26 protein-coding genes are annotated in these 25,259 nt (G+C 75.2%); 14 read left to right on the top strand and 12 right to left on the bottom strand.

What is annotated here, in order from left to right:
• The first annotated feature begins 109 nt into the window (after positions 1-109).
• The gene (locus tag OG994_RS29960) at positions 110-1,048 is read left to right on the top strand and encodes a ribose-phosphate diphosphokinase (RefSeq protein WP_328851675.1); all 939 of its coding nucleotides are present in this window, start codon (positions 110-112) and stop codon (positions 1,046-1,048) included.
• A gap of 45 nt (positions 1,049-1,093) precedes the next feature.
• Here the strand turns inward: OG994_RS29960 and OG994_RS29965 are convergent, their stop codons facing one another.
• Positions 1,094-1,549, bottom strand: coding sequence for an ATP-binding protein (locus tag OG994_RS29965; RefSeq protein ID WP_120329027.1), 456 nt, complete (start codon positions 1,547-1,549; stop codon positions 1,094-1,096).
• A 120-nt stretch (positions 1,550-1,669) separates the two neighbouring features.
• Here OG994_RS29965 and macS point away from each other — a divergent pair, with 120 nt between their 5' ends.
• Both macS and OG994_RS29975 read left to right on the top strand, forming a co-directional pair.
• Positions 1,670-2,797: a MacS family sensor histidine kinase gene (macS, locus tag OG994_RS29970; protein ID WP_328851676.1), complete on the top strand. Its 1,128-nt coding sequence runs from the start codon at positions 1,670-1,672 to the stop codon at positions 2,795-2,797.
• A gap of 128 nt (positions 2,798-2,925) precedes the next feature.
• The gene (locus OG994_RS29975; RefSeq protein ID WP_328853828.1) at positions 2,926-3,567 is read left to right on the top strand and encodes a response regulator transcription factor; all 642 of its coding nucleotides are present in this window, start codon (positions 2,926-2,928) and stop codon (positions 3,565-3,567) included.
• 11 nt (positions 3,568-3,578) lie between these two features.
• Here the strand turns inward: OG994_RS29975 and OG994_RS29980 are convergent, their stop codons facing one another.
• From OG994_RS29980 to OG994_RS29990, 3 genes are all read right to left on the bottom strand, one after another.
• Positions 3,579-4,151 carry a DUF5709 domain-containing protein gene (locus tag OG994_RS29980; protein WP_120329029.1) on the bottom strand — a complete coding sequence of 191 codons (573 nt, stop codon included), beginning with the start codon at positions 4,149-4,151 and terminating at the stop codon, positions 3,579-3,581.
• Between the two features lie 103 nt (positions 4,152-4,254).
• Positions 4,255-5,022 carry an ATP-binding protein gene (locus tag OG994_RS29985; protein ID WP_328851677.1) on the bottom strand — a complete coding sequence of 256 codons (768 nt, stop codon included), beginning with the start codon at positions 5,020-5,022 and terminating at the stop codon, positions 4,255-4,257.
• Entirely contained in the window at positions 5,019-6,020 is a 1,002-nt protein-coding gene (locus tag OG994_RS29990; protein WP_120329132.1) for an SDR family oxidoreductase, read from the bottom strand. The genes OG994_RS29985 and OG994_RS29990 overlap by 4 nt, the downstream gene beginning before the upstream one ends.
• A 232-nt stretch (positions 6,021-6,252) precedes the next feature.
• On the opposite strand from OG994_RS29990, the gene OG994_RS29995 reads away from it, so the two are divergent.
• Complete coding sequence (locus OG994_RS29995; RefSeq protein WP_328851678.1) at positions 6,253-7,452, top strand: glycosyltransferase; 1,200 nt, start codon at positions 6,253-6,255, stop codon at positions 7,450-7,452.
• A 21-nt stretch (positions 7,453-7,473) separates the two neighbouring features.
• Here the strand turns inward: OG994_RS29995 and OG994_RS30000 are convergent, their stop codons facing one another.
• The 4 genes from OG994_RS30000 to aroA all read right to left on the bottom strand — a co-directional run bounded on the left by OG994_RS30000 (position 7,474) and on the right by aroA (position 11,638).
• The gene (locus tag OG994_RS30000) at positions 7,474-8,364 is read right to left on the bottom strand and encodes a hypothetical protein (protein WP_396844345.1); all 891 of its coding nucleotides are present in this window, start codon (positions 8,362-8,364) and stop codon (positions 7,474-7,476) included.
• A gap of 26 nt (positions 8,365-8,390) precedes the next feature.
• On the bottom strand, positions 8,391-9,209 hold the full coding sequence (gene hisN / locus OG994_RS30005; RefSeq protein WP_328851679.1) for a histidinol-phosphatase: 819 nt from the start codon (positions 9,207-9,209) through the stop codon (positions 8,391-8,393).
• Positions 9,210-9,237: 28 nt separating this feature from the next.
• The gene (gene rsgA / locus OG994_RS30010; protein ID WP_328851680.1) at positions 9,238-10,218 is read right to left on the bottom strand and encodes a ribosome small subunit-dependent GTPase A; all 981 of its coding nucleotides are present in this window, start codon (positions 10,216-10,218) and stop codon (positions 9,238-9,240) included.
• A 118-nt stretch (positions 10,219-10,336) separates the two neighbouring features.
• The gene (gene aroA, locus OG994_RS30015; protein WP_328851681.1) at positions 10,337-11,638 is read right to left on the bottom strand and encodes a 3-phosphoshikimate 1-carboxyvinyltransferase; all 1,302 of its coding nucleotides are present in this window, start codon (positions 11,636-11,638) and stop codon (positions 10,337-10,339) included.
• 92 nt (positions 11,639-11,730) lie between these two features.
• Between aroA and OG994_RS30020 the strand changes: the two genes are divergently transcribed.
• The 5 genes from OG994_RS30020 to rsrA all read left to right on the top strand — a co-directional run bounded on the left by OG994_RS30020 (position 11,731) and on the right by rsrA (position 15,235).
• Complete coding sequence (locus tag OG994_RS30020) at positions 11,731-12,432, top strand: SOS response-associated peptidase (RefSeq protein ID WP_328851682.1); 702 nt, start codon at positions 11,731-11,733, stop codon at positions 12,430-12,432.
• A 226-nt stretch (positions 12,433-12,658) separates the two neighbouring features.
• A complete protein-coding gene (locus OG994_RS30025; RefSeq protein ID WP_120329037.1) occupies positions 12,659-13,051 on the top strand; it encodes a WhiB family transcriptional regulator in 393 nt (130 codons plus the stop codon).
• Positions 13,052-13,126: 75 nt separating this feature from the next.
• Entirely contained in the window at positions 13,127-13,744 is a 618-nt protein-coding gene (locus OG994_RS30030; RefSeq protein WP_328851683.1) for an alpha/beta hydrolase family protein, read from the top strand.
• Positions 13,745-14,136: 392 nt separating this feature from the next.
• Positions 14,137-14,946 (top strand): sigma-70 family RNA polymerase sigma factor, encoded by an 810-nt coding sequence (locus OG994_RS30035; protein ID WP_120329039.1) that lies wholly within the window; start codon positions 14,137-14,139, stop codon positions 14,944-14,946.
• A gap of 1 nt (position 14,947) precedes the next feature.
• Entirely contained in the window at positions 14,948-15,235 is a 288-nt protein-coding gene (rsrA, locus tag OG994_RS30040; protein WP_120329040.1) for a mycothiol system anti-sigma-R factor, read from the top strand.
• Between the two features lie 113 nt (positions 15,236-15,348).
• On the opposite strand, the gene OG994_RS31655 is transcribed toward rsrA, so the two are convergent.
• Entirely contained in the window at positions 15,349-15,423 is a 75-nt protein-coding gene (locus OG994_RS31655; protein ID WP_370461611.1) for a 50S ribosomal protein bL37, read from the bottom strand.
• 243 nt (positions 15,424-15,666) lie between these two features.
• Here OG994_RS31655 and OG994_RS30045 point away from each other — a divergent pair, with 243 nt between their 5' ends.
• Together OG994_RS30045 and OG994_RS30050 are read left to right on the top strand one after the other, a co-directional pair.
• On the top strand, positions 15,667-15,882 hold the full coding sequence (locus tag OG994_RS30045) for a biotin/lipoyl-binding carrier protein (protein WP_091068708.1): 216 nt from the start codon (positions 15,667-15,669) through the stop codon (positions 15,880-15,882).
• Positions 15,879-16,385, top strand: coding sequence for a GNAT family N-acetyltransferase (locus OG994_RS30050; RefSeq protein ID WP_328851684.1), 507 nt, complete (start codon positions 15,879-15,881; stop codon positions 16,383-16,385). Before OG994_RS30045 ends, OG994_RS30050 begins: the two co-directional genes overlap by 4 nt.
• Positions 16,386-16,425: 40 nt before the next feature.
• Here OG994_RS30050 and OG994_RS30055 read toward each other — a convergent pair whose 3' ends face one another.
• Entirely contained in the window at positions 16,426-17,019 is a 594-nt protein-coding gene (locus OG994_RS30055) for a TetR/AcrR family transcriptional regulator (RefSeq protein WP_120329042.1), read from the bottom strand.
• 113 nt (positions 17,020-17,132) lie between these two features.
• On the opposite strand from OG994_RS30055, the gene OG994_RS30060 reads away from it, so the two are divergent.
• On the top strand, positions 17,133-18,716 hold the full coding sequence (locus OG994_RS30060; protein ID WP_328851685.1) for an MDR family MFS transporter: 1,584 nt from the start codon (positions 17,133-17,135) through the stop codon (positions 18,714-18,716).
• Between the two features lie 100 nt (positions 18,717-18,816).
• Here the strand turns inward: OG994_RS30060 and OG994_RS30065 are convergent, their stop codons facing one another.
• Entirely contained in the window at positions 18,817-20,640 is a 1,824-nt protein-coding gene (locus tag OG994_RS30065) for a tetratricopeptide repeat protein (RefSeq protein WP_328851686.1), read from the bottom strand.
• Between the two features lie 181 nt (positions 20,641-20,821).
• On the opposite strand from OG994_RS30065, the gene OG994_RS30070 reads away from it, so the two are divergent.
• Complete coding sequence (locus tag OG994_RS30070; protein WP_120329044.1) at positions 20,822-21,853, top strand: SIS domain-containing protein; 1,032 nt, start codon at positions 20,822-20,824, stop codon at positions 21,851-21,853.
• Positions 21,854-21,878: 25 nt separating this feature from the next.
• Entirely contained in the window at positions 21,879-23,432 is a 1,554-nt protein-coding gene (locus OG994_RS30075) for a sensor histidine kinase (protein WP_120329045.1), read from the top strand.
• A gap of 141 nt (positions 23,433-23,573) precedes the next feature.
• Here OG994_RS30075 and OG994_RS30080 read toward each other — a convergent pair whose 3' ends face one another.
• Positions 23,574-25,007, bottom strand: a complete 1,434-nt coding sequence (locus OG994_RS30080; RefSeq protein ID WP_328853829.1) for a glycosyltransferase family 39 protein — start codon at positions 25,005-25,007, stop codon at positions 23,574-23,576.
• Between the last annotated feature and the right edge of the window lie 252 nt (positions 25,008-25,259).

Below are 25,259 nucleotides of genomic sequence, written 5' to 3' on the forward strand. Positions count from 1 at the left end.
GCAGCACCGTACCGGCACCGGCCCGTTCCCGCCGACCAGCGGCAGCGCCGTCGGGCGCCGCGGACCACCGCGGCCGTGCGCGGACACCCCGCCCGTACGATGTGCAGACGTGCGTGACATCGCCGTCTTCAGCGGAACCGCCCACCCCGACCTCGCCGCCGAGATCTGTGCCCATCTGGGCGTGCCGCTGCACCCGGTGCGGGTGTCCCGGTTCGCCAACGACTGTCTCGAGGTGCAGTTGCAGGCCAACTGCCGCGAGCGGGACGTGTTCCTGATCCAGCCGCTGGTGCCGCCCGTGCAGGAACACCTCGTCGAGCTGCTGCTGATGATCGACGCCGCGCGGGGCGCCTCGGCCGGCCGGATCACCGTGGTGCTGCCGCACTACGCGTACGCCCGGTCGGACAAGAAGGACGCGCCGCGCATCTCGATCGGCGCGCGGCTGGTGGCCGACCTGCTCACCTCGGCCGGGGCGGACCGCGTGCTGGCGATGACGCTGCACTCGCCGCAGGTGCACGGCTTCTTCAGCGTCCCCGTGGACCACCTGCACGCCCTGCGGGAGCTGGCCGACCACTTCCGCCGCTACGACCTGGGCAACACCGTGGTCGTCTCGCCCGACCTGGGCAACGCCAAGCAGGCGGCGGCGTTCGCGCGGATGCTCGGCACGCCGGTCGCCGCCGGCGCGAAGCAGCGCTTCAGCGACGACAAGGTCACGATCAGCGCGGTGATCGGTGACGTGGCCGCCCGGGACGTCATCGTGCTGGACGACGAGATCGCCAAGGGCAGCACGATGATCGAGCTGATGGACCACCTGCGGGATCTGAAGGTGCGCTCGATCCGGCTGGCGTGCACGCACGGCCTGTTCTCGGCCGGCGCGCTGAGCCGGCTCAGCGAGCAACCGGGGGTGCTGGAGGTCGTCTGCACGAACACCGTGCCGATCCCGCAGGAGAAGCGGGTGCCGAAGCTCAAGGTGCTCTCGGTGGCGCCGGCGCTCGCCGAGGCGGTGCGGCGGATCCACAACGGTGAGTCGGTGAGCGCCCTCTTCGGCTGACCCCGCCCGGTCGCGTCGGGCGCCGTACCGGTGCGGCGCCCCGCCTCAGTCGGCCTGCCCGGCGGGGGCGGGGATCGCGGCGGTGATCCGGACGACGGTGCCCGTCGCGCCGCTCGTCACCTCCATCGTGTCGCTGAGCTGCCGGGCGAGCCAGAGGCCCCAGCCGCCGGCGGTGTCGGGGGCGGGGCGGGCCCGGTCGTCCAGCCGCTGCGTGCTGATGCCGAGCCCCTCGTCGGCGACCTCGCAGACCAACCGCCCGTCGCGCCGCCACAGCCGCAGCGCGCCGCGCCCGCCGCCGTGGCGCACCGCGTTGGTGATCAGTTCGTTCACCGCGAGCACGAAGTCGTCGAGGCGCTGGCCGTGCAGGCCCGCGGTGCGGGCGCAGGACGTGACCGTGTGGCGCACCTCGGTCACGCGGGCCCGGTCGAAGGCTTCGGCGAGGAGGAGGGCAGGTTCGATGGGCACCACCGTACGCGGTACGCGAGGGTCGGCGTTCGTCATGGCCCATCCCGACGGCAGGTCTCGGAGTCATTCGCGGCATTTCCACCGTACGTCAGGGTTTCCCGGCCCGCATCAGGCGGCCCCACCGTGGCCGGAGAGCGCTGTGGCATCGTGACGCGCATGCCGTCGTCGCCCGGTGGGTTCGAGATGCCGCTGTGGCGCGCCGTGGCGGTGTTCCGGGTGGCCTCCCTGGCGTACGTCTGCCTGGTGGCGCTGCGCGAGGCGGACCGGTACGCCCACCCCCTCGCCGGCGCCGGCCTGGTCCTGCTGATGGCCGTCTGGACCGCGGTGACCGCGTTCGGGTACGCCCGTCCGGCGTGGCGGCGCTGGCCGCTGCTCCTGGCCGACCTCGGCGTGGTGCTGGCGATCCTGCTCGCGACCCCGTGGGTGATCGGCCGCGCGGCCCTGCACGGCGGCGTGCCGACCCTCGCGGTGGCCTGGCTCGCCGGCCCGGTGCTCGCCTGGGCCGTCTCCGGCGGCCGGCGGCGGGGGACGGTGGCCGCCGTGGTGATCGGCGGCGCGGACCTCGCCACCCGGGAACGGATCAGCACGTCGTCCCTGACCGGCGCGATCCTGCTGCTGCTCGCCGGGGCCGTGGTCGGGCACGTCGCCCGCCTCGCGGTCACCGCGGAGGAGCGGTTGCAGCGGGCCGTGGAGCTGGAGGCGGCCACCCGGGAGCGGGAGCGGCTGGCCCGGGGCATCCACGACTCCGTGCTCCAGGTGCTCGCCCTGGTACAGCGGCGCGGCGCGGACCTGCCGGGGGAGGCTGGCGAGCTGGCGCGCCTGGCGGGCGAGCAGGAGGCCGCGCTGCGGGCGCTCATCGGCGGAGCCGCCCTGCCGCCCGCCACGGGCGGGCACGACGAGGTCGACTTGCGTACGCTGCTCAGCCGGTACGCCAGGGCGGGAATCTCACTCTCCGCGCCGGCGACACCGGTGCCGCTGCCCGCCACGGTGGCCCGTGAGCTGGCGGCCGCGACGGCGGCGGCCCTGGACAACGTGGAACGGCACGCCGGTGGGCGGGCGTGGGTGCTGGTCGAGGACGAGGGGGCGACGGTGACGGTGTCGGTACGCGACGAGGGGCCGGGCATTCCGGAGGGCCGGCTCGAGGAGGCGCAGGCGCAGGGCCGGCTCGGGGTGGCGCAGTCGATCCGGGGCCGGGTGGCCGACCTCGGCGGCACGGTCCGCATCGCGTCGAGCCCCGACGCCGGGACGGAGGTCGAGCTGACCGTGCCGAGGAGCGACCGGTGACCGGGGAGGCGGGCGTGGAGCGGCCGGTGACCGGCGAGGCGGGCGTGGAGCGGCCGGCGACCGGCGAGGCCGGCGTGGAGCGACCGGTGACCGGGGAGGTTGGCGGCCCCGGGCGGCCGGTGCGGGTCATGATCGTCGACGACCACCCGATGTGGCGCGAGGGCGTTGCCCGCGACCTCACCGAGGCCGGTCACCTCGTCGTGGCGACCAGCGGCGAGGGGCGGCAGGCGGTGCGGGTCGCCCCCGCCGCCCGGCCCGACGTGGTGGTGCTCGACCTCCAGCTACCGGACATCTCCGGCGTCGCCGTGATCCAGGGGCTGCGGGAGGCGCTGCCGGACGTGCGCGTGCTCATGCTCTCCGCGAGCGGTGAGCAGCAGAGCGTGCTCGACGCGGTCAAGGCGGGTGCCACCGGCTACCTCGTGAAGTCGGCGGCGCCGGCCGAGTTCCTGGACGCCGTGCGCCGGACGGCGGCGGGGGAGCCGGTCTTCACCCCCGGCCTCGCGGGCCTCGTGCTCGGCGAGTACCGGCGGCTGGCGGCGACCCCCGCGGGGCCCGCGGGGTCGTCACCGGGGGAGACGCCGCGGCTCACCGAGCGGGAGACCGAGGTGCTCCGGCTCGTGGCCAAGGGGCTGTCGTACAAGCAGATCGCCCAGCGGCTCGGCCTCTCGCACCGGACGGTGCAGAACCACGTGCAGAACACACTGGGCAAGCTCCAGCTGCACAACCGGGTCGAGCTGACCCGGTACGCGATCGAACGCGGCCTGGACTGACCGGCCGCCGGTCAGACCGAGTGTGGCGGCTGCGTCTCGTGGATGGCCAGCTCCTCGGCGCTGGCCCCGCCACCGGCCGAGCCGGCGTCGTACGCCACGTTGTCGGTCTCCTGGTCGGTGTGCGACCCCTCGTCCGGTTCCACGATCCGGCCCACCTGGGCGTCGGCGACCGTGCCGAGCTGGCCGTGGTCGTAGAGCGACACCGGCGACTTCGGGTCCGAGCTGGGGCCGTCGTCGACGACGTCCGCGTCGAGCTGCGCCTGCGCCGCGGCCTCCTCGCTGTCGGCCTCCGCCGCGATGCCCGGGTCGACGGGGCCCGCCAGCGGGTCGTCGGCGGGCCGCTCGTACTGCTCGCGCTGGAGCTTGTAGTCCAGCGACTCGCCGTCGAGCTGCTCCTCCGCGGTGGTGCCGTACCGGTCCACGGCGACCGGCGTCCGGTCGGCCGGTAGCTGGGCCGGGTCCGGGCCGTCCGCCTCGCGACCGGTGTAGACGTCGTCGTTGGCCGTCGAGTCGTCGTCGGCGGTCCCCGGCAGGCCGTTGGCCTCCGGGTCGGACACGGGGGTCGGGTACTCGTCGTCGCGCATGACGGATCACTACCCGCCCCACCCGTCGATCATGCAGTTGCGGCGCCCCCCGAAAGCCGTGAAGACACCCTAAACGCCCATCCCGTTGCGCGGCTGGCGGACGTCAGGGCGGGGGAGCGAGGACGCACCAGACGACCTTGCCGTCCGGGAGCGGGGTGGCGCCCCAGCGCTCGGCGAGGGTGTCGACCAGCAGCAGCCCCCGGCCGCCGATCGAGGTCGGCGTGGCCGGGCCGGCGAAGCTGGGCGGCCGGGTCGAACGGTCGCGGACGGCCAGGCGCAGCGTCCCGTCCTCCGGCGCGAGCCGGACCGTCATCGGCGTACGGGCGTGCGCCACCACGTTGTTGACGATCTCGGTCAGGGCGATGCTGCCCACCTCGACGAGCCCCGGCACCCCCCACCGCCGGCAGCCGTCGGCCAGCAGGTCCCGGGCCTCGCGGGCCGCGTCGGGAACCGGCGCGAGATCGGCGGTGAGCACGGCGGCCATCGGCGACCGCGCCACGGCGTCCATCGCCGCGTCGAGGGTCGGCAGCACCGGGACCCCGGCCAGGGCGGGATCCGGCGGGTCCGACCCGGCGGGGTCGCAGACCAGCAGGCCCGCCGACGGCCAGTCGGCCACTTCGCGCCGCACCTCGGCGAAGACGGCACGGGCGGCCGGGTCGACGACGCGAACCTCCGTGAGGTCGGCCACCACGGGACCGGGACGGGCAACGAGGCGGTCGAGCAGCGCGTCGCGGACGGCGGGCACGCCCGACCGGTCGAGCACGCCCGTGATCCGGACCACCGGCGAGGACTCGTCGGCCAGCACGTGGACGGGCGCGGTCGTCTCGCCGCCGGTCACGGCCCGCGTCGACGGGCGCTCGGTCCGCCTCATGGGCGGCCCGTCCGAGCCCGGCGGGTCCGGGCGGCCAGGGTGCCGACCGCCGTGCCGGCGGCGGCGAGGCCGAAGGCGGCGGTCATCCGGACGAGCTGCCGGCGCCGGCCGTGCCAGCCGCCCTCCCGCCGGCCGTCCGCGTCGGCCCGGAACACGTTGCCCGTGCTGTCCGCGCGGGCGCCCGGCCCGAACTGGGTGCGGTGGGCGTACCAGCCGAGGGCCCGTTCGGTCAGCGCCGGAGCCAGCCGCCACTGGAGGCCGAGCAGCCGGGCCGCCCCACCGGCGTACGCCTCCCGGCGCGGCCGGCGCAGCATCCGCACGATGGTGGCCGCCACCGTCTCCGGCGGGTAGACCGGTGGGGGTGGCAGCACCTCCCGGCCGGTGTGGTTGGCCGCGTGCCGGAAGAACGGGGTGTCGATGGTGGCCGGCAGGATCGTGCAGATCGAGATGTTGCTCCGCCCGGTGACCCGCAGTTCCTGGCGGACGGTGTCGGCCAGGCCGCGCAGCCCGTGCTTCGTGGCGTTGTACGGCGACTGGTAGGGCATCGCCACCTCGGCCAGCACCGAGGCGTTGTTGACCACGACGCCCCCGCCGGCGGCGGCGAGGTGGGGCAGCGCGGCCCGGATGCCGTGCACCGCGCCGAGCAGGTTGACCTCGAGCACGCGGCGGAACTCGGCCACCGGTATCTCGTCGAAGAGCCCCACGGCGCCCACCGCGGCGTTGTTGACCCACGCGTCGACGTGGCCGAACTCGGCCGCCGCGCGGTCGGCGAGCCGCTGGACGGCGGCCGCGTCGGTGACGTCGGTCGGTACGACGAGCGCCTGGCCGCCCAGCTCCTGGCACCGTTGCGCCACGCGCGACAGGGTCGACTCGCTCCGGGCCGCCAGCACCACCGCCGTGCCGCGCCGGGCGAGGGCGTACGCCGTGGCCGCGCCGATCCCGCTGGAGGCTCCCGTGATGACGACCGTGGCGTCGTCGAGGCTGCGGGTGAGTGGCATTCCTCGCCGGTACCCCCGCCCGGGGGCGGTCATGCCGCCGAACGGGCCCGGATCGCCACGCACCGTGATCATCGGACGGTGATCCGGTACGCCTGGTGATTGTCGTGGCGGAAGTGTCCGGGTGACCTGCCGGGCTCTTCCTGATCTGCCAGGTTTCGGCGTCCGGGGCCCTGGTTAATGGGACCCTCTGACCGGGAGGACCACCGCTGGAACGATCGCATGGAGGTGACCCATGCGCGTCGGCCTCGTCTGCGCGCACGCCGGCCCGTCCAGGACGACCGACGGCCCGACGGTCGGCACCCACCAACACATCGCACGGGTCGCCGCCGAGCTGGCGAGACGAGGACACGACGTCCGGGTCTACGAGCGGCGGGACGATCCCGGGCTGCCGGCGACCGTCGACGCCGACGGCTACCGGGTGGAACGCGTCCCGGTCGGCCCGGCCGCGCCGCTGCCGACGGCCGAGCTCATCCCGTACGTGGCCGAGTTCGGCGGCTGGTTGACCGACCGCTGGACCGGGCAGTGGCGTCCGGAGGTGGTGCACGGGCACTACTGGGTCGGTGGGCTCGCCGCGGCGCACGCCGTCCGGGAGACGGACATCCCCGTGGTGCAGACGTTCCACTCGCTCGGCATCGAGCAGCTGCGCCACCTCGGCCGCGCGTACGACGGGCCGGGGGAGCGGATCCCGCTGGAGCGGGCCCTGACCCGCGCCGTGGACATCGCCGTGGCCCAGTGCAACGACGAGGTCGACGAACTGACCCGGATGGGACTGCAACGCACCTCGGTGGCGATGGTGCCCACCGGGGTGGACGTGGAGCAGTTCCACCCCGACGGCGAGGCGGCGCCGCGCGACCAGCGGCCCCGGATCCTCTCCGTCGGCGGCCTCGCCCCCGGCCACGGCCAGGACGACCTGATCCAGGCCATGCGGCTGGTCGGCGACGCCGAGCTGGTGATCGCCGGCGGCCCGCCCGCCGAGGAGCTGGACAGCCACGCCGAGGCGCGCCGCCTGCGGGAGCTGGCCGACCGCAACGGGGTGGCCGAGCAGGTGAAGCTGGTGGGCGCCGTACCGCACGACCAGATGGCCACCTGGTACCGGTCCGCCGACGTGGTCGCCTGCACCCCGCACTACTCGTCGGCCGGCCGGGTGTCGCTGGAGGCGATGGCCTGCGGCGTGCCGGTGGTCGGCTACGCCATGGGTGGCATCGCCGACGCCGTGGTGGACGAGGTCACCGGCCGGCTGGTGCCGCCGGGTGACGTACGCGCTCTCGGGGTGACGCTGCGTCGCCTGCTCGCCGACAACGCGGGGCGGTTCGCCTACGGGCACGCGGCCGTGGACCGGGTGCGGTGCAGCTACACGTGGGAGCGGACCGCCGGCGCGTTGGAGCGCCTCTACGAGCGGGTGGTACGCCGCCGCAAGCCCGTGGAGGCGTGAACCGGCCCGCCCGCTCGACCGTCAGTTGAGGCCCGCGGCGCCGACCAGGGGCTGCCGCTGCCGGCCGCGGGGCGCTCGGTGGTGCTGCTGCGGCTCGGCGTACCGGGTCAGGCCGATCACCGCGGCGAGCGTGATGAGGAAACCGGCGGCGGCCAGCCACTCCCGGCCCGGCCAGATCTTGTCGTTGAGCAGCAGCAGCCCGACGATCGCCGCGGGCACCGCGCCCGCCGCGTCCATGGCCGCCACCGCCGCGGTCGTGGAGCCGCGTTGCATGGCGAGGCCGAGCAGCAACTGGCCGACGACCGAGTGCGCGACCAGGAGGTAGAGCAGCGGGTTGCGCGCGAACGCCTCGACCGACGGGGAGGAGGCGAGCGGGCGGGCCGCCACGGCGGCGGCGGAGAAGGCGAGGCCGGCCAGCGAACCGAGCGCCACCGACCCGGGCGCCCCGTGCAGCCGGACCGCGAAGAAGCCCAGCACGGCGATGACGACGAGCACCACGAGCAGGGCGATCAGGCCGGCCGGGCCGAGCTGCCGCGACGGCGCCGGCCGGGCGGACAGCACCAGGGCGCTGATGCCGGCGAAGAGCAGGGCCAGCAGCACCACCTCGGCCACCGGTAACCGCCACTTCAGGACCAGCACGCCGAGGATGGCCGTCACGCCCAGCCCGGCCGCCACGCTCGACTGCACGAGGAAGAGCGGAAGGTCCCGGCGGGCCAGGAAGGCGAGCAGGAAGCCGGCGAGCTGGCAGGCCACGCCGACCAGGTAGGTGCGGTGCCCGGCCAGCCGCAGCAGCAGCGCCGGATCGAAGCTGTGGTGCACCGTCGTGCGTGCCACGGCCACCGACTGGAGCAGGTTGGCGACGCCGTACGCGACGATCATCGCAGCGAGGAAGCACCAGCCGGAGGAGACCACCTGGCGAGGATAGAGGCTGGCAGTGCTCAGCGCGCGGCTGGCCGACCCAGCCGGGCGAGGACGTCGGCGTGCAGCGGGCCGTTGCTCGCGACCGCGCTGAGGTCGCCGCCGGGCCCTCCGGCAAGGGCGGATGCGCCGGCCAGGTCGGTGATGGTGCCGCCCGCCTCGGTCACGATCGGCACCAGCGCCGCGACGTCCCAGAGCGACAGCTCCGGCTCCACCATCACGTCCAGTGCCCCCTCGGCCAGCAGCATGTAACCGTAGAAGTCGCCGTACGCGCGGCTGCGCCAGCAGTCCCGCATCAGGCCGAGCATCGCGTCCAACCGCCCGGCGGCCTCCCAGCCGGTGAGGGACGAGTAGCAGAAGCTCGCGTCGGCCAGCGTCCGCACACCGGAGACCCGGATCCGCTCGCCGCGCTCCCGGTCGGGGCCGGCCCACGCGCCCGCGCCGGCCGCGGCCCACCATCGGCGCCCCAGCGCCGGCGCCGAGACCAGCCCGAGCACGGGCCGGTCGCCTTCGAGCAGCGCGATGAGGGTGCCCCAGACCGGCACCCCGCGGACGAAGTTCTTGGTGCCGTCGATCGGGTCGATGACCCAGCGCCGCCCGGACGGCCCGGCCGGCGGCTGGGCGCCGTACTCCTCGCCGAGCAGACCGTCGGCCGGGCGGTGCGCGGCCAGCAGGTCGCGGATCTCCCGCTCGACGGCCGTGTCCGCGTCGGAGACCGGGGTCAGGTCCGGCTTCGACTCCACGCGCAGGTCCAGCGCCCGGAACCGGGCCGTCGAGACGGCGTCCGCGGCGTCGGCGAGCGTGTGGGCGAGGGCGAGGTCGTCGGCGTACCCGGTCATGCAGGCAACCTAGCCGACCGGGCGCGGCTCACCCGTGGCCGGGCCGTTCGCCGCCGGGCTCGGGCTCGCCACGCGGGTCGCTCTCGCCCGCGCGGGAGGCCAGCAGGCGGCGGTACGAGGCGAGCCGGCGCGGGTCGGCCTTGCCGGCGGCCACCCAGGCGTCCAGCCCGCACGCCGGCTCGTCCGGCGTGTGGGGACAGTTCGCGGGGCAGTCGAGGGTGCCCTCCACCAGGTCGGGGAAGCCGTGCAGCAGGCTGTCGGCGGAGACGTGCGCCAGCCCGAAACTGCGCACGCCCGGGGTGTCGATGATCCAGCCCGGGTCGCCGTCGCGACCCGCGGCCGGCGGCAGGCGCAGCGCCACGGCGCTGGTCGAGGTGTGCCGGCCGCGGCCGATCGCGCTGACCGTGCCGACCGCCCGGTCCGCCTGCGGGACGAGCCGGTTGACCAGCGTCGACTTGCCGACCCCGGAGTGCCCCACGAGCACCGAGACCCGCCCGGCGAGCAGCGACCGCAGCGCGTCCAGCTCCGACTCCGGGCGGATCAGCACGTACGGCAGCTCCAGCTCGGCGTAGTAGTCGAGCACCGCCTCCGGGCCGGCCAGGTCCGCCTTCGTGAGGCACAGCAGCGGTTCGATGTCCGCGTCGTACGCGGCCACGAGGCAACGGTCGATGAAACCGGTGCGCGGGGGCGGGTCGGCCAGCGCACTGACGATCACCAACTGGTCGGCGTTGGCGACGACCACCCGCTCCAGCCGCCCCTCGGCGGTGGTGGCGTCGTCCTCGGCGGTGCGGCGCAGCACCGACGACCGCTCGGCGATCCGGACGATGCGGGCCAGGGCGCCCGGTGCGCCGGAGGTGTCGCCCACCAGCCCCACGCGGTCGCCCACCACCACCGACTTGCGGCCCAGCTCCCGGGCGCGCATCGCGGTGACCGTGGGGGCGTCCGGCCCGGCACCGGGGAGCACGCAGGTGTAGCGCCCCCGGTCGACGGCGATGACGAACCCCTCCACCGCGTCCGCGTGCCGGGGGCGGGTGCGGGTACGCGGGCGGGACGACCTGCCGGGCCGGACCCGTACGTCGTCTTCGTCGTACTCGCGCCGCCTGGTCGCCAGGGCCGCCCCCGTCCCGTCAGCTCTTGCCGGTCACCATCGCCGACCATAGTGCCGGAAACTCCGGCATGGTCTTGGAGGTGCAGGCGACGTCGTCGAGTTCGATGCCCGGCACGGCGAGCCCCGCCACCGCGGCGGCGTGCGCCATCCGGTGGTCGGCGTACGTGCGGAAGGTGCCGCCCCGCAGCGGGCGGGGCCGGATCTCCAGCCCGTCGCGGGACTCGGTCAGGTCGGCGCCGAGGGCGGTGAACTCCCGCGCCAGCGCCGCGATGCGGTCGGTCTCGTGCCCGCGGATGTGTGCCACCCCGGTGAACCGGGACGGGGAGTCGGCCAGCATGGCGAGCGCGGTCAGCGCCGGCGTCAGCTCGCTGACGTCGGAGAGATCCGCCTCCAGACCGCGTACCGTGCCGGTGCCCCGCACGGTGAGCCCCGCCGTGGAGAGCTGCACCTCGCCACCCATCCGTTGCAGCAGCTCCCGGAGGCGCTCCACCGGCTGGGCGCTGCTGTGCGGCCAGCCGGCCAGCGTGACCTCGCCCCCGGTGACCAGCGCGGCGGCGAAGAACGGCACCGCGCCGGAGAGGTCCGGTTCGATCTCCCAGCCGCGGCCGGTGAGCGGGCCCGGTTCGACGGCCCAGACGTCGGGCTCGGCGTCGTCGACCGCGGCGCCGGCGGCCCGCAGCATCTGCACGGTCATCCGCAGGTGCGGCGCGGAGGGGACGGGCGGGCCGACGTGCCGGACCACCACCCCGCGCTCGAAGCGCGGCGCGGCCAGCAGCAGGCCGGAGACGAGCTGGCTGGAGGCGGAGGCGTCGATCACCACCTCGCCGCCCGCCACCCGGCCGGCGCCCACCACGGTCAGCGGCAGGCTGTCGGGGCCGGCGACGTCGATCCGGACGCCCAGCGAGCGCAGCGCCCCGATGAGCGGGCCGAGTGGCCGCGTGCGGGCCTGCGGGTCGCCGTCGAAGGTGATCCGTCCCTCGGCGAGGCCGGCCACCGGCGGCACGAAGCGCATCACCGTGCCGGCCAGGCCGACGTCGACGTGCGCCGGGCCGACGAGCCGGTGCGGCCGGACGAGCCACCGCTCGTCGTCGCTGATCGACACGTGCGCACCCATGCCGCGCAGGCCGGCGGCCATCAGCTCGGTGTCGCGGGCGCGCAGCGGCCCGGCCAGCGTCGACGGACCGCTGGCCAGCGCGCTGAGCACCAGCGCGCGGGCGGTCATCGACTTGGAGCCGGGGAGGCGCAGCGTCGCCGCCACCGGGTCGGAGGCGGTCGGTGCGGTCCACGGCTGCAGCGGCCGGGTCGCGGTCGTAGTGCCCACGGTTACATTCTGCCGCGTCCGCCCGACGGCGACGCCGGCCGCCCGGCAGTCGGGACAGCCGGCGGGGCGTCCGGCGGGTTAGCGTGTGCGACATGTGCGGGAGGTACGCGACGACCCGGAGCTCGGGTGAGCTGAGCGCCCTCTTCGAGTCGTACGACGACACGGGCGGCCGGCTCGGCCCCGACCACAACGTGGCGCCGACCGACCCCGTGCCGCTGGTGCGGCTCAGCCCGGAGGGGCACCGCACCCTCTCCGTGGCCCGCTGGGGCTTCCTGCCCCACTGGGCCCGCAGCGCCGCCGGCGCCGCTCGGATGATCAACGCCCGCGCCGAGACGGTCGCCACCAGCCGGGCGTACGCGGGGGCCTTCGCCCGCCGCCGCTGCCTGGTCCCGGCCGAGGGCTGGTACGAGTGGGTCCGCTCGCCCGACGGCCGGCAGGCGTACTACATGACCCCGCGGGACGGCTCGGTGCTCGCCTTCGCCGGCATCTGGTCGGTCTGGGGCGCCGGCGACGACGCGAGGCTCACGTTCAGCGTGCTCACCACCGCGGCGCTCGGCGAGTTGGCGGAGGTGCACGACCGGATGCCGCTGCTCCTGCCGCCCGACCGTTGGGCGCCCTGGCTGGAGCCGGCGGACGACCCGGCCGCGCTGCTCGCCCCGCCGCCGGCCGACTGGCTCGCCGGGCTGGAGGTCCGCCCGGTCGGCCCGGCGGTGGGCGACGTCCGCAACGACGGCCCGCACCTGACCGCGCGGGTGCCGCTCCCGCGCGAGGCGGAGGATCTGACACTTTTCTGATCGTCGGGGCGCGTCGCCGTCACGCACCGTTCCGGCGCCGCCATCGCCGCGTGCCGATTTGCCGGGGTTGCGGGTGAAACGTCTCCCGGTCGTTCGGTCATCTTCCCGGTAGCCCCTTGTGACGCCCTCCGAAAGTGCGGTAGAACACAGCGCCGTGGCGAGTGTCGATCCGCAGGGGGCGGACGACACCCGCTGATCTTGCTGGTCCCACGGGGGAGGTGGGTGGATGACCCGGGCGCGTATGCCCCGCCCGCATGAGGTGGCCGCCGCACGACGAGATCCGCGGCTGCTCCGCGCGTTGCGCGAGCGGCGGCAGGACGAGGCGTGGCGGACCAGAGGCACCTGCCAGAGCGTCGATCCAGAGACGTTCTTTCCGGCTCCGAACGAGCCCGCCGACGCGGCCGTCGCGCTCTGCCGCACCTGCGAGGTGCAGGGCTCGTGCCTCGCCTGGGCGCTGGAGGTCGGCGACTGCCACGGCGTGTGGGGCGGCACCACGCCCCGGGAACGCCGCGCCATGCTGGTCGCGTGGCGCAGCGAGGTCCAGCCGGATCCGGACGCGGCCGAGGAGGCCGGACCACCGGTCCGCGACCGTCTTCTCGCGCTCGTCCCGCTGGCCTGAGTCCGGGCGCCCGCCGGTCGGGAGCATTCCCCGGGCGGGGCCCGGGCGGTCCGCGGCCGGGTCGACAATGACCCGGTGACAGCGCACGACGAGATCCCGACCCCGCGCGGCCCGGCTCGGATCGACACCGATCTGCCGTCCGGCGCCGCCGCGGCCCTGCTGGTGCTCGGGCACGGGGCGGGTGGCAGCGTCGACGCGCCGGACCTGCTCGCCGTCCGGGAGGCGGCGGTGGCCGCTGGCGTGGCCGTGGTGCGGGTGACACAGCCCTACCGGGTGGCCGGGCGGCGCGCGCCGGCGCCGGCCGGGCACCTGGACGAGGCGTGGACGGCGGTGCTCGCGGTGCTACGCGAACGCCACGCGGACGTGCCCGTGCTGCTCGTCGGCGGGCGGTCCAGCGGGGCGCGGGTCGCCTGCCGTACGGCCCGTGCGGTCGGCGCGGCGGGGATCGTGGCGCTGGCGTTTCCGCTGCACCCGCCCGGCCGCCCGGAGCGCACCCGGGCCGAGGAACTGCGGACCGGCCTGCCGACGCTGGTGGTCAACGGCGACCGGGATCCCTTCGGAGTGCCCGACGCGACCGCCGGCGTGACCGTCGTGACCCGGCCGGGGGAGGGCCACGACCTGCGGAGGGACCCGGTCGGCACCGCCGGTGTGGTGCGGGACTGGTTGCGCGGGCACGGCTGGACGGCGGACTGACGCGCCTTCGCCGCCGGTGTGGCCGCCGTCCCGTGGCCGCCCACGCCGGTGGTGGCCGCGGCCTCCCGCCGGTCACCGGCGGCGATCGGCTGTCCGGCCCCGGGGTCGGACGGAGGCGGCGAAGCCGCCGATCCGGGCGGCGAAGCGCGCCGGATGAGACCGGGTTGTGGCGGAAAGGGCCCGTTTCCGGCGGCGGCGCAGGGTCGTTGCATCGGATGGTGCCGCTGCCCGGTTCGGGTGGCGGAACCATCCTCCCAGGCCCTTCCTGGTCCCAGCGCCGCCACGCCGGTGCCGGGACCAGGAACGGGGAGCCTCCGCCCGCACGGCGGAATGCGCCGCCTCCGACGAGCGTTGTCAACCCCGGGACGACTTTCTTCGCGAAGGGGGACCGGGTGCCAGTCGAGACACCGAGCCGGGAGCGGGACGACCGGGACGCGCGGCAGCTGCGCCAGCTGCTCGCCGCGCCCGAGTGGCCCGTCACGCCCGACGGCACGGCGGTGAGCGCCAGCACACCGACCGGAAGTGAATCTGCGGGCAGGCCCGTACGCGTATCCTCGGCGGGAAAGCATCCGACGCGAGGGGACGTGCGGTTGACCACCGAGAAGACGGACGAGCGCAGGGCCCGCTTCGAGCGGGACGCGATGCCCTTCGTCGATCAGCTCTACGCTGCCGGGCTGCGCATGACGCGTAACCCGGCGGATGCCGAGGACCTGGTCCAGGAGACGTACCTGAAGGCGTACGCCGCCTTCCACCAGTTCGAGCAGGGCACCAACCTGAAGGCCTGGCTCTACCGGATCCTGACCAACACCTACATCAACTCCTACCGCAAGCGGCAGCGCCAGCCCGTGCAGGCGCCCACCGACGAGATCACCGACTGGCAGCTCGCGGAGGCGGAGTCGCACACCTCCAGCGGTCTGCGCTCCGCCGAGACGGAGGCGCTCGACCGGCTGCCGGACAGCGACGTCAAGGAGGCCCTCCAGCAGCTGCCGGAGGAGTTCCGCCTCGCGGTCTACCTCACCGACGTCGAGGGCTTCTCCTACAAGGAGGTCGCCGACATCATGGGTACGCCGATCGGCACGGTGATGTCGCGCCTGCACCGCGGGCGGCGTAATCTGCGCAAGCTGCTGGAGCAGTACGCCCGGGAGCGCGGCTTCAGCGCCGCCACCAAGGGCTCGACCGCTTCCGCCGGCCGGGAGGTGTGACGTGGGCTGTGGAGAGCCGCACGAGACGGACTGCCGCGAGGTGCTCTCGGAGGTCTACCTCTACCTCGACCTGGAGTGCGCCGAGGAGCGGCGGACGCTGATCCGGCACCATCTCGACGAGTGTGGGCCGTGCCTGCGTGAGTACGGCATCGAGCAGGAGGTCAAGGCGCTGGTGGCGCGTTGCTGCGGCAACGAGACCGCGCCCGAGCAGCTACGCGAGCGGCTGCGCGTGAAGCTCACCGAGCTGGTGGTCTTCGAGACGACCGAGTCACGCGAACTGGCCGATTGAGCCGTACCGGAACGGACACGACGGTGGCCCGGGTCGAGCGTCGACCCGGGCCACCGCCGTCCCGGCACCGGCCGGGGAGCTGACTGCCGTCGGCGGGAGCACCCGCCGCGAGGTCAGGAGTTGGGGCGCTTGCCGTGGTTGGCGGCGCTCTTCTTACGGGCCTTCTTCTTGCGGGCCTTCTTCGCCATGGTGACCTCCTCGTGATGGCCGGATCCGGTTGACGACCTCGGCGCCGGCGCACCCACCGGCGGCCCCGGCACCGGGTCCGACCCGCTGATGCTAGTGCGACCCCTGCCGTCCGCGGCGGGCCGGGGCGGAAGCGGCGCGTACCGCGGTCCGCGGCCCGCGTGGACCCGGCCGCTCGGCGCCCGCGCCGTCCGACCGCATGATTGGATACGTCGGCAGGCAACCGCGAGAGGGAGGGCCGGGAGATGGCCGAGGAGATCCGCGCCGAGATGGTGGCGAACGTCTGGAAGGTCGTCGCGTCCGCCGGGGACACGGTGTCCGAGGGGGACACCCTCGTGATCCTCGAGTCGATGAAGATGGAGATCCCGGTCGTCGCCGAGTCCGACGGCGTCGTGCAGCAGCTCGCGGTCAACGAGGGTGACGTGGTGCAGGACGGCGACCTCATCGCGGTGATCGGTTGACCGGGCTCCGGGTCCGCCCCGCGACGCCGGCCGACTTCGCGGCGATCGCGCGACTGACGGTCGCCGCGTACGAGGCGGACGGGCAGCTCAAGGGCGAGCACGGCTACGGCACGGTGCTCGCCGACGTGGCCACCAGGGCGGAGAGCGGCGAGGTGCTGGTCGCCGAGGACGGGACCGGATCGGTGCTCGGCTCGGTGACCTTCGTGCTGCCCGGCACCCGGTACGCCGAACTGTCCGGCCCCGGCGAGGCCGAGTTCCGGATGCTGGCCGTCGACCCGGCGGCGCAGGGGCGGGGCGCGGGCGCGGCACTGGTGCGGGCCTGCCTGGACCGCGCCACCGAGCGGGGCTGCTCGGCCGTGGTCATCTGCGTACGCCGCGGGATGGCCGAGACCGCGCAGCGGCTCTACGAGCGGATGGGCTTCGTCCGTACCCCGGAGAAGGACTGGTCACCCGTCGCCGGGGTCGAGTTGCTGGCCCTCCGCCTGGAACTGCCCCCGGCCTGATCCGGGACACGCCCGGCGGCCTCGCTGGGGCGTGCGGCCCTCACCGCGGTTCGGCGCCCTCCCGCGCGTCCGGTTCGCCGATCTTCGCGAGCAGCTCGTCGGCCACGTCGAGGGCGATCTTCCGGCGTTCGGCGTCGGTGATGTGCGGCGTACGCACGGCGAACCAGCTGCTGTGCACCGCGAAGAGCGAGAGCGCCGCACGCAGTTGCGCCGCCGGCGAGTCGTCGCCGCGGCAGAGGGCCGTGGCGAGCCGCATCATCCGGCCGCGCATCTGCTGCCCGGCGGCCAGGTTCTTGAGCACCGTCTGGTTCTGCTCGAAGAAGCGCATGACCGAGGGGTGGTCGTCGGTGAACATCACGTCGGCGTACCGCGCGATCAGCTCGCGCCGCGTCTCCCGGGTGGCCGGCTGCGACTCGGCCCAGTCCACGAGGGCGTCGATCCGCTCCACGCGGTCGACCACGAAGCTCGTGACGATCTCGTCCTTGCTCTTGAAGTGGTAGTAGAGCGCCGCCTTCGTGACGTTCAGCCGCTCGGCGATCTCCCGTAGCGAGGTCTTCTCGTAGCCCTGCTCGGTGAAGAGTTCCAACGCGACGGCCTTGATGCGTTCCCGCGTGCCGCCTGTGCTCGCCTTCACCCGTACCACCCAATCGACTTGACCCGGTCCGCCAACTAGCTTACCGTCCGGCAAGTAAGGAAACTAGCCGGCCGGCAAGTAAGTCGGTCCTGTGCTTCGGGGGGAGCTTACCGATGAGTCAATCAAGCCAGGTCGCGGTGCGACCCAACGTACGGGTCGTGCTCTTCGGCCTGATGATCGCGATGATGCTCGCGATGCTCGACAACATGATCGTCAGCACCGCGCTGCCGCGGATCGTCGGCGAGTTCGGCGGCCTGGACCGCTTCACCTGGGTGGTCACCGCCTACGTGCTGGGCACCACCGTCTCCACGCCCATCTGGGGCAAGCTCGGCGACCTCTACGGGCGCAAGTCCGTCTTCCTCACCTCGGTCGGCATCTTCCTGGTCGGTTCGGCGCTGTGCGGCATGTCCGGCTCCGGCTTCCTCGGCGGCCAGGGTGACGGCATGATCCAGCTGATCGCCTTCCGGGCCGTCCAGGGCCTGGGCGCGGGCGGCCTGATGGTCGGCGTGATGGCGATCGTCGGCGACCTCGTGCCGCCGCGCGAGCGGGGGCGCTACCAGGGCATGATGGCCGGCGTCATGGCCGTCGCCATGGTCGCCGGGCCGCTGGTCGGTGGCTTCATCACCGACCACCTCTCCTGGCGCTGGGCGTTCTACGTGAACCTGCCCCTCGGCGGCGTCGCGCTGGTGCTGCTGATGGCCACCCTGCACCTGCCGAGGCACCGCACCGAGCACCGGATCGACTGGCTCGGCGCCGCGCTGCTCTCGGTCGGCATCACCGCGATCGTGCTGATCACCACCTGGGGCGGCAACGAGTACGCCTGGGGCTCGCCGCAGATCCTCGGCCTGGCCGCCCTCGCCGTGGTGTCGGGGATCGCCTTCGGGTTCGTCGAGCGGCGGGCGGCCGAGCCGATCCTGCCGCTGGGCCTGTTCGCCAACCGCAACTTCGCGCTGATCTCCGTGATCGGCTTCCTGCTCGGCTTCGCGATGTTCGGCGCCATGAACTTCCTGCCGCTGTACCAGCAGACGGTGCAGGGAGCCTCGGCCACGAACAGCGGCCTGCTGCTGCTCCCGCTCATGTTCGGCATGCTCGTGGTCTCGCTGGTCGTCGGCCGGGCGATCACCCGGACCGGTCGCTACCGCGTGTACCCGATCGTGGGTGGCGTGGTCATGACGGCCGGCATGGGCCTGCTGACCATGCTGGACGTGGGCACCAGCAAGCTGGAGTCCTCGCTGTTCATGGTCGTGCTCGGCGTCGGCATGGGCTTCCTCATGCAGACCTCGATGCTCATCGCGCAGAACAGCGTCCCGCAGAAGGACCTGGGCGCGGCGAGCGGCGCGGCGACGTTCTTCCGGTCGATCGGCGGCTCGTTCGGCATCTCCCTGTTCGGCGCCGTCTTCGCCAACCGGCTCGCCGACTCGGCGGCGGGATCGGCGTTCGGGGGCGGCGGCGAGAGCGGCGGCCGGTTGGACCTGGAGCAGCTCGCGAAGCTCCCCGCCCAGGCGCGTGAGCTGGTGCTCGCCGGCCTCGCCGACGCCATTTCGCACGTCTTCTGGTGGGCGGTGCTCGTCGCCGTGGCCGTGCCGGTGCTCGCCTGGTTCGTCAAGGAGATCCCGCTGCGCACCACCAACGAGCCGGTCCAGCCGACCCCGGAGGACGAGGCCGAGGCCGCGCTGGGCAGGGCCCCCGTGGCCTGAGTTCCCCGGCCCCCCCATGCGGTGATCATGAAGTTGTTGCCTCTTCACTCGGCGTGTCGCGGCAACAACTTCATGATCAACCCGCTCTGGCGGGTGGGGATCAGGGGCGCGGGCGGCGGGTGGGGGCCAGGCGGCGCCAGAGGCGGGCCAGCGGGTTGCGCGGGCGGGGCACCGGAGCGCCCCCGCCGAGCAGCCGGGTGGCGAGCGCACGGGTCTGCGCGTCCAACGCCGGGGTGGCCAGGGCCAGGTGGGCCAGGGACGTGGCGATGGGCACGGTGCGGGCCCGGGCCGCGTCCGCCGCGTCGGCGAGCCGCTCGGCCACCACGCGTGCCACCTCGGGCCGGACCGCCGGATCGACCCAGGCCGCGGTGACCAGGGCGAAGAGCGCCGCCTCGGTGATCCAGTCCTCCACGCCCCAGACCAGGTCCAGCAGCACGCCGCGCCGGGTGGAGTCCGCCCACGGCTCGTCGGTGCGGTGGTGCAGCAGCCCGAGGCAGGCCCAGACCTGCACGCAGCGCACCCAGAGCGTCGGGTCCTGCCCGGCCAGCACCCGGCCGACGGCGGTGGCCGGCGGCGCGGGCGGGTGCACGAGCAGCCCCACGAGGTCCGGCAGCTCCAGGGTGGCCAGGCCGACCGCGGCGTCGTAGGCGGCCGGCGGGTGCGGCCACGCCGGGTGCGCGATCTGCCGGAGCCGGTCCGCGGCCGCCGCCGACGGTGGCGGGACCGCCGGCGCGGGCGTGGCCCCGTCGTAGCGCCAGAGCACGCGCCCGCCGGGCCGCCGGGGCTCGCGCGCGGCCGGTCCGGCCACGTCGACCCGCATCCCGGGCATCGTGGCGGCGACCGTCCGCAGGGCGCTCGGCGGCGGCGGGTCCGGCAGGCGTACGACCGCGCCGGCGCCCCCGTGATCGTCGACGGCGGCCCGGCGCAGCGCGTCCACCACCGGCCCGGCGGCGGGGGTGACCTGCCCGAGCCACGGCCGGCTCCGGCAGCACTCGGCCAGGTCGCCGTGCTCGTGCGTGTCGTCGGGGTGGTCCCGCACGAAGTCGGCGAGCGCCACCAGGTGCGCCACGTCCCCGTCGCGCAGGAAGCGCAACCGGTGCGCGGTGTGCACGGCGCAGTCGAAGGTCGGGTCGCGATCCAACGCCCGCTCGGCCCAGCCGAGCGCCTCGTCGAGCCGGCCCACGTCGGCGAGGGTGCCCGCGATGTCGGCGTAGACGGCGAGGTCGTCGGGGTCGTGCTCGACCGCCCGGCCGAGCGCCGCGAGCGCCTCCCGGGTCCGGCCCGCGCTGCGGTACGCGTACCCGAGCCACACCTCGCCGAGCTTCGACGGCTCGGCGCGTACGCCCCGGGCGGCCCAGCGGACCGCCAGCGCGACCTCGCCGACGCGCCGGGCCAGCGCGGAGGCCGCGCCCAGCAGCAGCGCGTGCTCCGGATGGACGGTGACCGCGTTGCCGGCCAGCGTGAGGTACGCGGCGAGGGCCGGCCGGCCGGCGCGCGGCACCGGGTCGGGGACCGCGGCGCAGACCTGCATGAGGATCCGCGCGGCGTGGTCCGGCGTGATCCGCTCGGCCAGCTCGGGCGCCGTCACCCAGGGCACCCCGGCCCAGTCGACCTGCGGCGCGTACGCGGTCGCCGCGGCGAGCAGGTCGAGCCCGTCGTCGGGGTGGCCGGCGGCCGCCAGGAGGTGGGCCCGCGCGACGGCGGCCCCCACGAACGTGTGCTGGTCGAGCGGGAAGAGGTCGACGCCCCCGCCGCCGGCCGCGGCGAGCCGCGCGAGCGTCTCGTGCACCTCGGGCAGGGTGGGCGCCTGGGCCAGCGCCGCGGCCACGTGCGCCGCCGCGTGCTCCAGGTCGCCTTCTTCGAGCGCCAGCCGGGCCAGGGCCAGCTCCTCCGCGACGGGAAGCGCGGAGTTCTCCTCGGGCACGTCGTCCTCTCGTCGTCTGTGCGGGCCGGGCCAGCCTAGGTGATGTTGGGGCGTCATGGTGATCATCTGCGCACTACTGCTCGTTCAATTGCTCCAGCCGGCCCAAAGGTGCAAGACTGAGCAGGAAACGCGCGGCAATCGCGCAGTGGGAGGAGTTTCCGTGACGCGTGCAGGGGCCGGGATGGCCGCCGACATCGACGAGCAGCCGGCCGGCTACGAGCGGCTGCTCTCCACCGAACACGCCGGGGCCATCGCCCGCGTGGCGGCCACCATCGCCGAACGCCGGCCACGGCACGTGGTGTTCACGGCCCGGGGCACCTCGGACCACGCGGCGCTCTACGGGGCGTACCTCACCGAGATCCGCCTCGGCCTGCCCGCCGGGCTCGCCTCGCCCAGCGTGGTGACCGTCTACCAGGCGCGTCCGGACCTGTCCGACGCGCTGGTCGTCGGTGTCAGCCAGAGCGGCGGCTCACCGGACCTCACCGAGGTGCTGCGGGTGGCCCGGGCCTCCGGCGCGCTCACCCTCGCCGTCACCAACGCGCCGGACTCGCCGCTCGCCGACGTCGCCGAGCTGAGCGTGGACATCGCGGCCGGGCACGAGCGGGCGGTGGCGGCCACCAAGACGTACACGGCCGAGCTGCTCGCCCTCCTCCTGCTGGTCGAGGGGATCCGGGCCGGTGACGGGGTGCTGCCGGCCGAGGAGCGGGAGGCGCTCGCGGCGCTGCCCGAGCTGGCCGCGCGTACGCTCGCCGACCCCACCCCGGCGCAGCTCGCGCCCCGCTACCGGTTCGCCGCCCAGCTGGTCACCACCGGCCGCGGGTACGCCTACCCGACCGCCCGGGAGGCCGCGCTCAAGCTGATGGAGACCTCGTACCTGCCGGCGCTCGCGTTCTCCGGCGCCGACCTGCTGCACGGCCCGCTCGCCATGACCGACCCGGACGTGCCGGTGCTCGCCGTGGTCGGCTCCGGGCCCGGCGGGCGCTCGATGGGCGAGGTGCTGCCCCGGCTGGGTGAGCGCCGCGCCGACGTGGTGGTGGTCGGTTCGGCCGACGTCGAGGGGGCGACCCGCATCGCCGTCCCGGAGGTGGACGAGCGGTACGCGCCGCTGCTGGACATCCTGCCGCTGCAACGGCTCGCGCTGGCCCTCGCGCTGGCCCGCGGTGAGGACCCGGACGCGCCGCGCGGGCTCAAGAAGGTCACCGCGACGATGTGAGGCGCCGCGTGGCACGCTGGTCTGCGTGTCCACGCTGCGCGACCTCGCCGAGGAGCACACCCAGCTCCGCCCGGCGGACATCGACCACCTGCACCGGATCGCCGGAGACTGGCAGCTGCTCTCCGACATGTCCTTCGCCGACCTGCTGCTGTGGGTGCCGGTCGACACCGAGGGGACGTTCCTCTGCGTGGCCCAGGTCCGCCCGACGACCGCGCCCACCGCGTACCAGGACGACCAGGTGGGCCGGATCGTCGGCGGGCCGGAGGTGGCGCACCTGGAGGTGGCGTACCGGCAGGGCCGGATCTGGCGTGAGGGCGACCCCGTCTGGTACGGCGACGTGCCGGCCCGGCACGAGGCGATCCCGGTCCGGCTGCGGACCGCCGACGGGGAGGCCGGCGAGGTGGTGGCCGTCGTGGGCCGGGACACCAACCTGTCCACCGCCCGTACGCCCAGCCAGCTGGAGCTGAACTACCTCACCACGGCCGACGACCTGGCCCAGATGATCGCCGACGGCACCTTCCCGCCACCCCGGCACCCCGGCGAGACCACCTCGGCCCCCCGGGTCGGCGACGGACTGGTCCGGTTGGACGCGAACGGGAAGGTCACGTACGCGAGCCCGAACGCCCAGTCGGCGTACCGGCGGCTGGGCTACGCCTCCCACCTCGTCGGCGAGGACCTGGCGGCGCTGCACCGCCGGCTCGCCAACGACCCGCTGGAGGGCACCGACGCGGCCAACGCCGTGCTCGCCGCGCTGCGGGGCGACGCGCCGCCGCGCCGGGAGATCGACGCCCGGGGCGCCACCGTGCTCACCCGGGCGCTGCCGTTGATGCCCGCCGGTGTGCCGATCGGCGCCCTCGTGCTGGTCCGCGACATCACCGAGGTGCGGCGCCGGGACCGCGCCCTCATCACCAAGGACGCCACCATCCGGGAGATCCACCACCGGGTGAAGAACAACCTCCAGACCGTCGCGGCGCTGCTGCGCCTGCAGGCCCGCCGGGTCGCGATGCCGGAGGCCCGGGTCGCCCTGGAGGACTCGGTACGCCGGGTGGCCTCCATCGCGCTCGTGCACGAGACCCTCTCGATGTCGAGCGACGAGGCCGTCGAGTTCGACACGATCGTCGACCGGGTGGCCAGCGCGGCCGCCGAGGTCGCCGCGACGGAGGTGCCCGTCGGCATGCGCCGCAAGGGCAGCTTCGGGGTGCTGCCCGCCGAGATCGCCACGTCCCTCGTGATGGTCCTCAACGAGCTGCTGCTCAACGCCGTCGAGCACGGCTTCCCGCCGGCCGACCCGGGCGAGGAGGCCGAGGCCCCGCCGGCGTCCGGTCCCGAGCCGGAGGTGGTGGTGTCGGCGCACCGGTTCCGCAAGCAGCTGCACGTCACGGTGACCGACAACGGGCGCGGACTACCCGCCGGCTTCGACGCCGCCGGCGGTGGGAACCTCGGCCTGCAGATCGTGCGGGCGCTGGTCACCGGGGAGCTGCGCGGCAGCATCGAGCTGCGGGACGCCCCCGACGGTGGCACCGAGGCCGTGCTCGTCGTCCCGCTGGCCCGCAACGCCGAGGGCCGCTCGCCCTCCTGACCCCGGCGGGATCCGGTTCCGGCCGCTGGACCCTGCCCCGAAGCCGACGCCGACGCCGACGCCGACGCTGACGCCGAAGCCGACGCCGACCCCGACCATCCGGCCACCCCGCCACCGGCCTCGGGCGGGCGGGCGCACCGGTCAGCGGGTCAGCAGCGCCACCGTGAGGCCCGGGCGCTGCCAGACCTGGCGCACCGTGAACCCGTCCCGCAGGGCGGCGCCCTTCGCGCCGGTCACCGCCGCCACCGGATCGGTGCGCCGGCCGGACACGACGAGCCAGACCCGGGGCACGCCGGCCAGGCACTCGGCGGGTCGGTCGCACTCGGCGGCCCAGAGGTCGCCGCGGCGGGCCGGCCCCTCGACCAGCAGCGCGTCGCGCGGAGTCCGGTCGCGCAACCGGTACTCCACGCCGAGGTCGAGGAAGAGCCAGCTGTGCCGGGGGGAGTAGACGACGGCGTCCCCCGGGCGCTGCCCCGCCGCGATCACGTCGGCCGCGCCCCGGTAGTCGATCCGCGCGCTGCGCGGCCACTCGTGCGTACGCCGCAGCGCGGCCTGGTCGGGCAGGCCCAGCAGCCCGGCCAGGACCAGCACGGCCAGCGCGCCGGGCAGCGGCACCGCCGCCAGGGCCGCGCCGGCCAGCAGGCAGGCGAACGGCACCACGAAGACCAGGTAGCGGGGGACCCACAGGGGTACGACGAGCCCGGCCGCGAACAGCAGGAGCACCGGCAGCACGACCGCGCACCCGGGCAGCAGGGCCGGCCGGCCGAGCCGCGCGGCGCCGAGCGCGGCGAGCCCGACGAGCAGACCGCCCACGGCCGTGCTCTGCGCGACGCCGCCGGGCAGCGTGACCAGGTCGACCGGGCGCACGAGGTCCACCCACTCCAGTTGCCGTCCCCGCTGTCCCCGGGCGACCAGGACGAGCGGCGCGACCAGCACGAGCGCCGGCGCCACGGCGGCCAGCCACCACCAGCGCCGCCGTCCGGGGCCGCCGGCCGGGTCGGCGCCGGTGCCCGCGAGGACGGCCACCGCGTGGGCGGCGAGCAGGGTGAGGGCTATGAGGTGGGTCAGCCCCAGGGCGGCGAGGGCCACCGCGTAGCCGGCCCAGCGCGCCCAGCCCGGCCGCCGCAGCGCCTCGACGAGGAGCAGGGTGGCGAGCACGGCGAACAGCGTCGCCAGGGCGTACGGGCGGGCCTCCTGCGCGTACCGGGAGGTGCCGGGCAGGAGCGCGAGGAGCAGGCCGGCGAGCAGCCCGGTCCGTGCCCCGACGAGCCGCCGGCCGAGGACGGCCGTGAGGGCCGCCGCCCCGGTCATGGCCAGCACCGAGGGCAGCCGGAGCGCGGCGACCGAGTCGCCGGCGAGCGCCACCCAGCCGTGCATGAGCAGGTAGTAGGGGCCGGTCGCCGCGTCGATGGTCCCCGCCAGCCGGAACAGGTCGCCGACCGACCGGGTGGCGGCGCTCCAGGTCGCGAGCTCGTCCCGCCAGAGCTGGGCCCCGGTGAGCCCCGTCCCGGTCACCACGAGGGTGAGCAGCGCCGGCGCCAGCCAGACCGCCGCCGTCCGCAGGCCGCGCGGCAACCGGGCCGCGTCCCGGGTCGCCCGACGGTCGGACAGATCGGCCACGGGTCGAGCCTCGCACAACGGCGCCGAGAGCCTGCCCGTGATGTGGGATCCGGCACGCGCTCGTTGGAAGGCCCGCGCCGGGTGTGGCAGCATGACGGGCATGACTGCCGCCGTCGTGCGTCGCTTCGTGGCCCGCCGCCACGTCGACTACGGCCGCGTCCGCAGCGCCATCTGTCCGGCCCACTGACGACGCCCGACCCATCCGTC

The sequence above is a fragment of the Micromonospora globbae genome (assembly GCF_036184225.1).
GTDB classification, from domain to species: domain Bacteria; phylum Actinomycetota; class Actinomycetes; order Mycobacteriales; family Micromonosporaceae; genus Micromonospora; species Micromonospora globbae.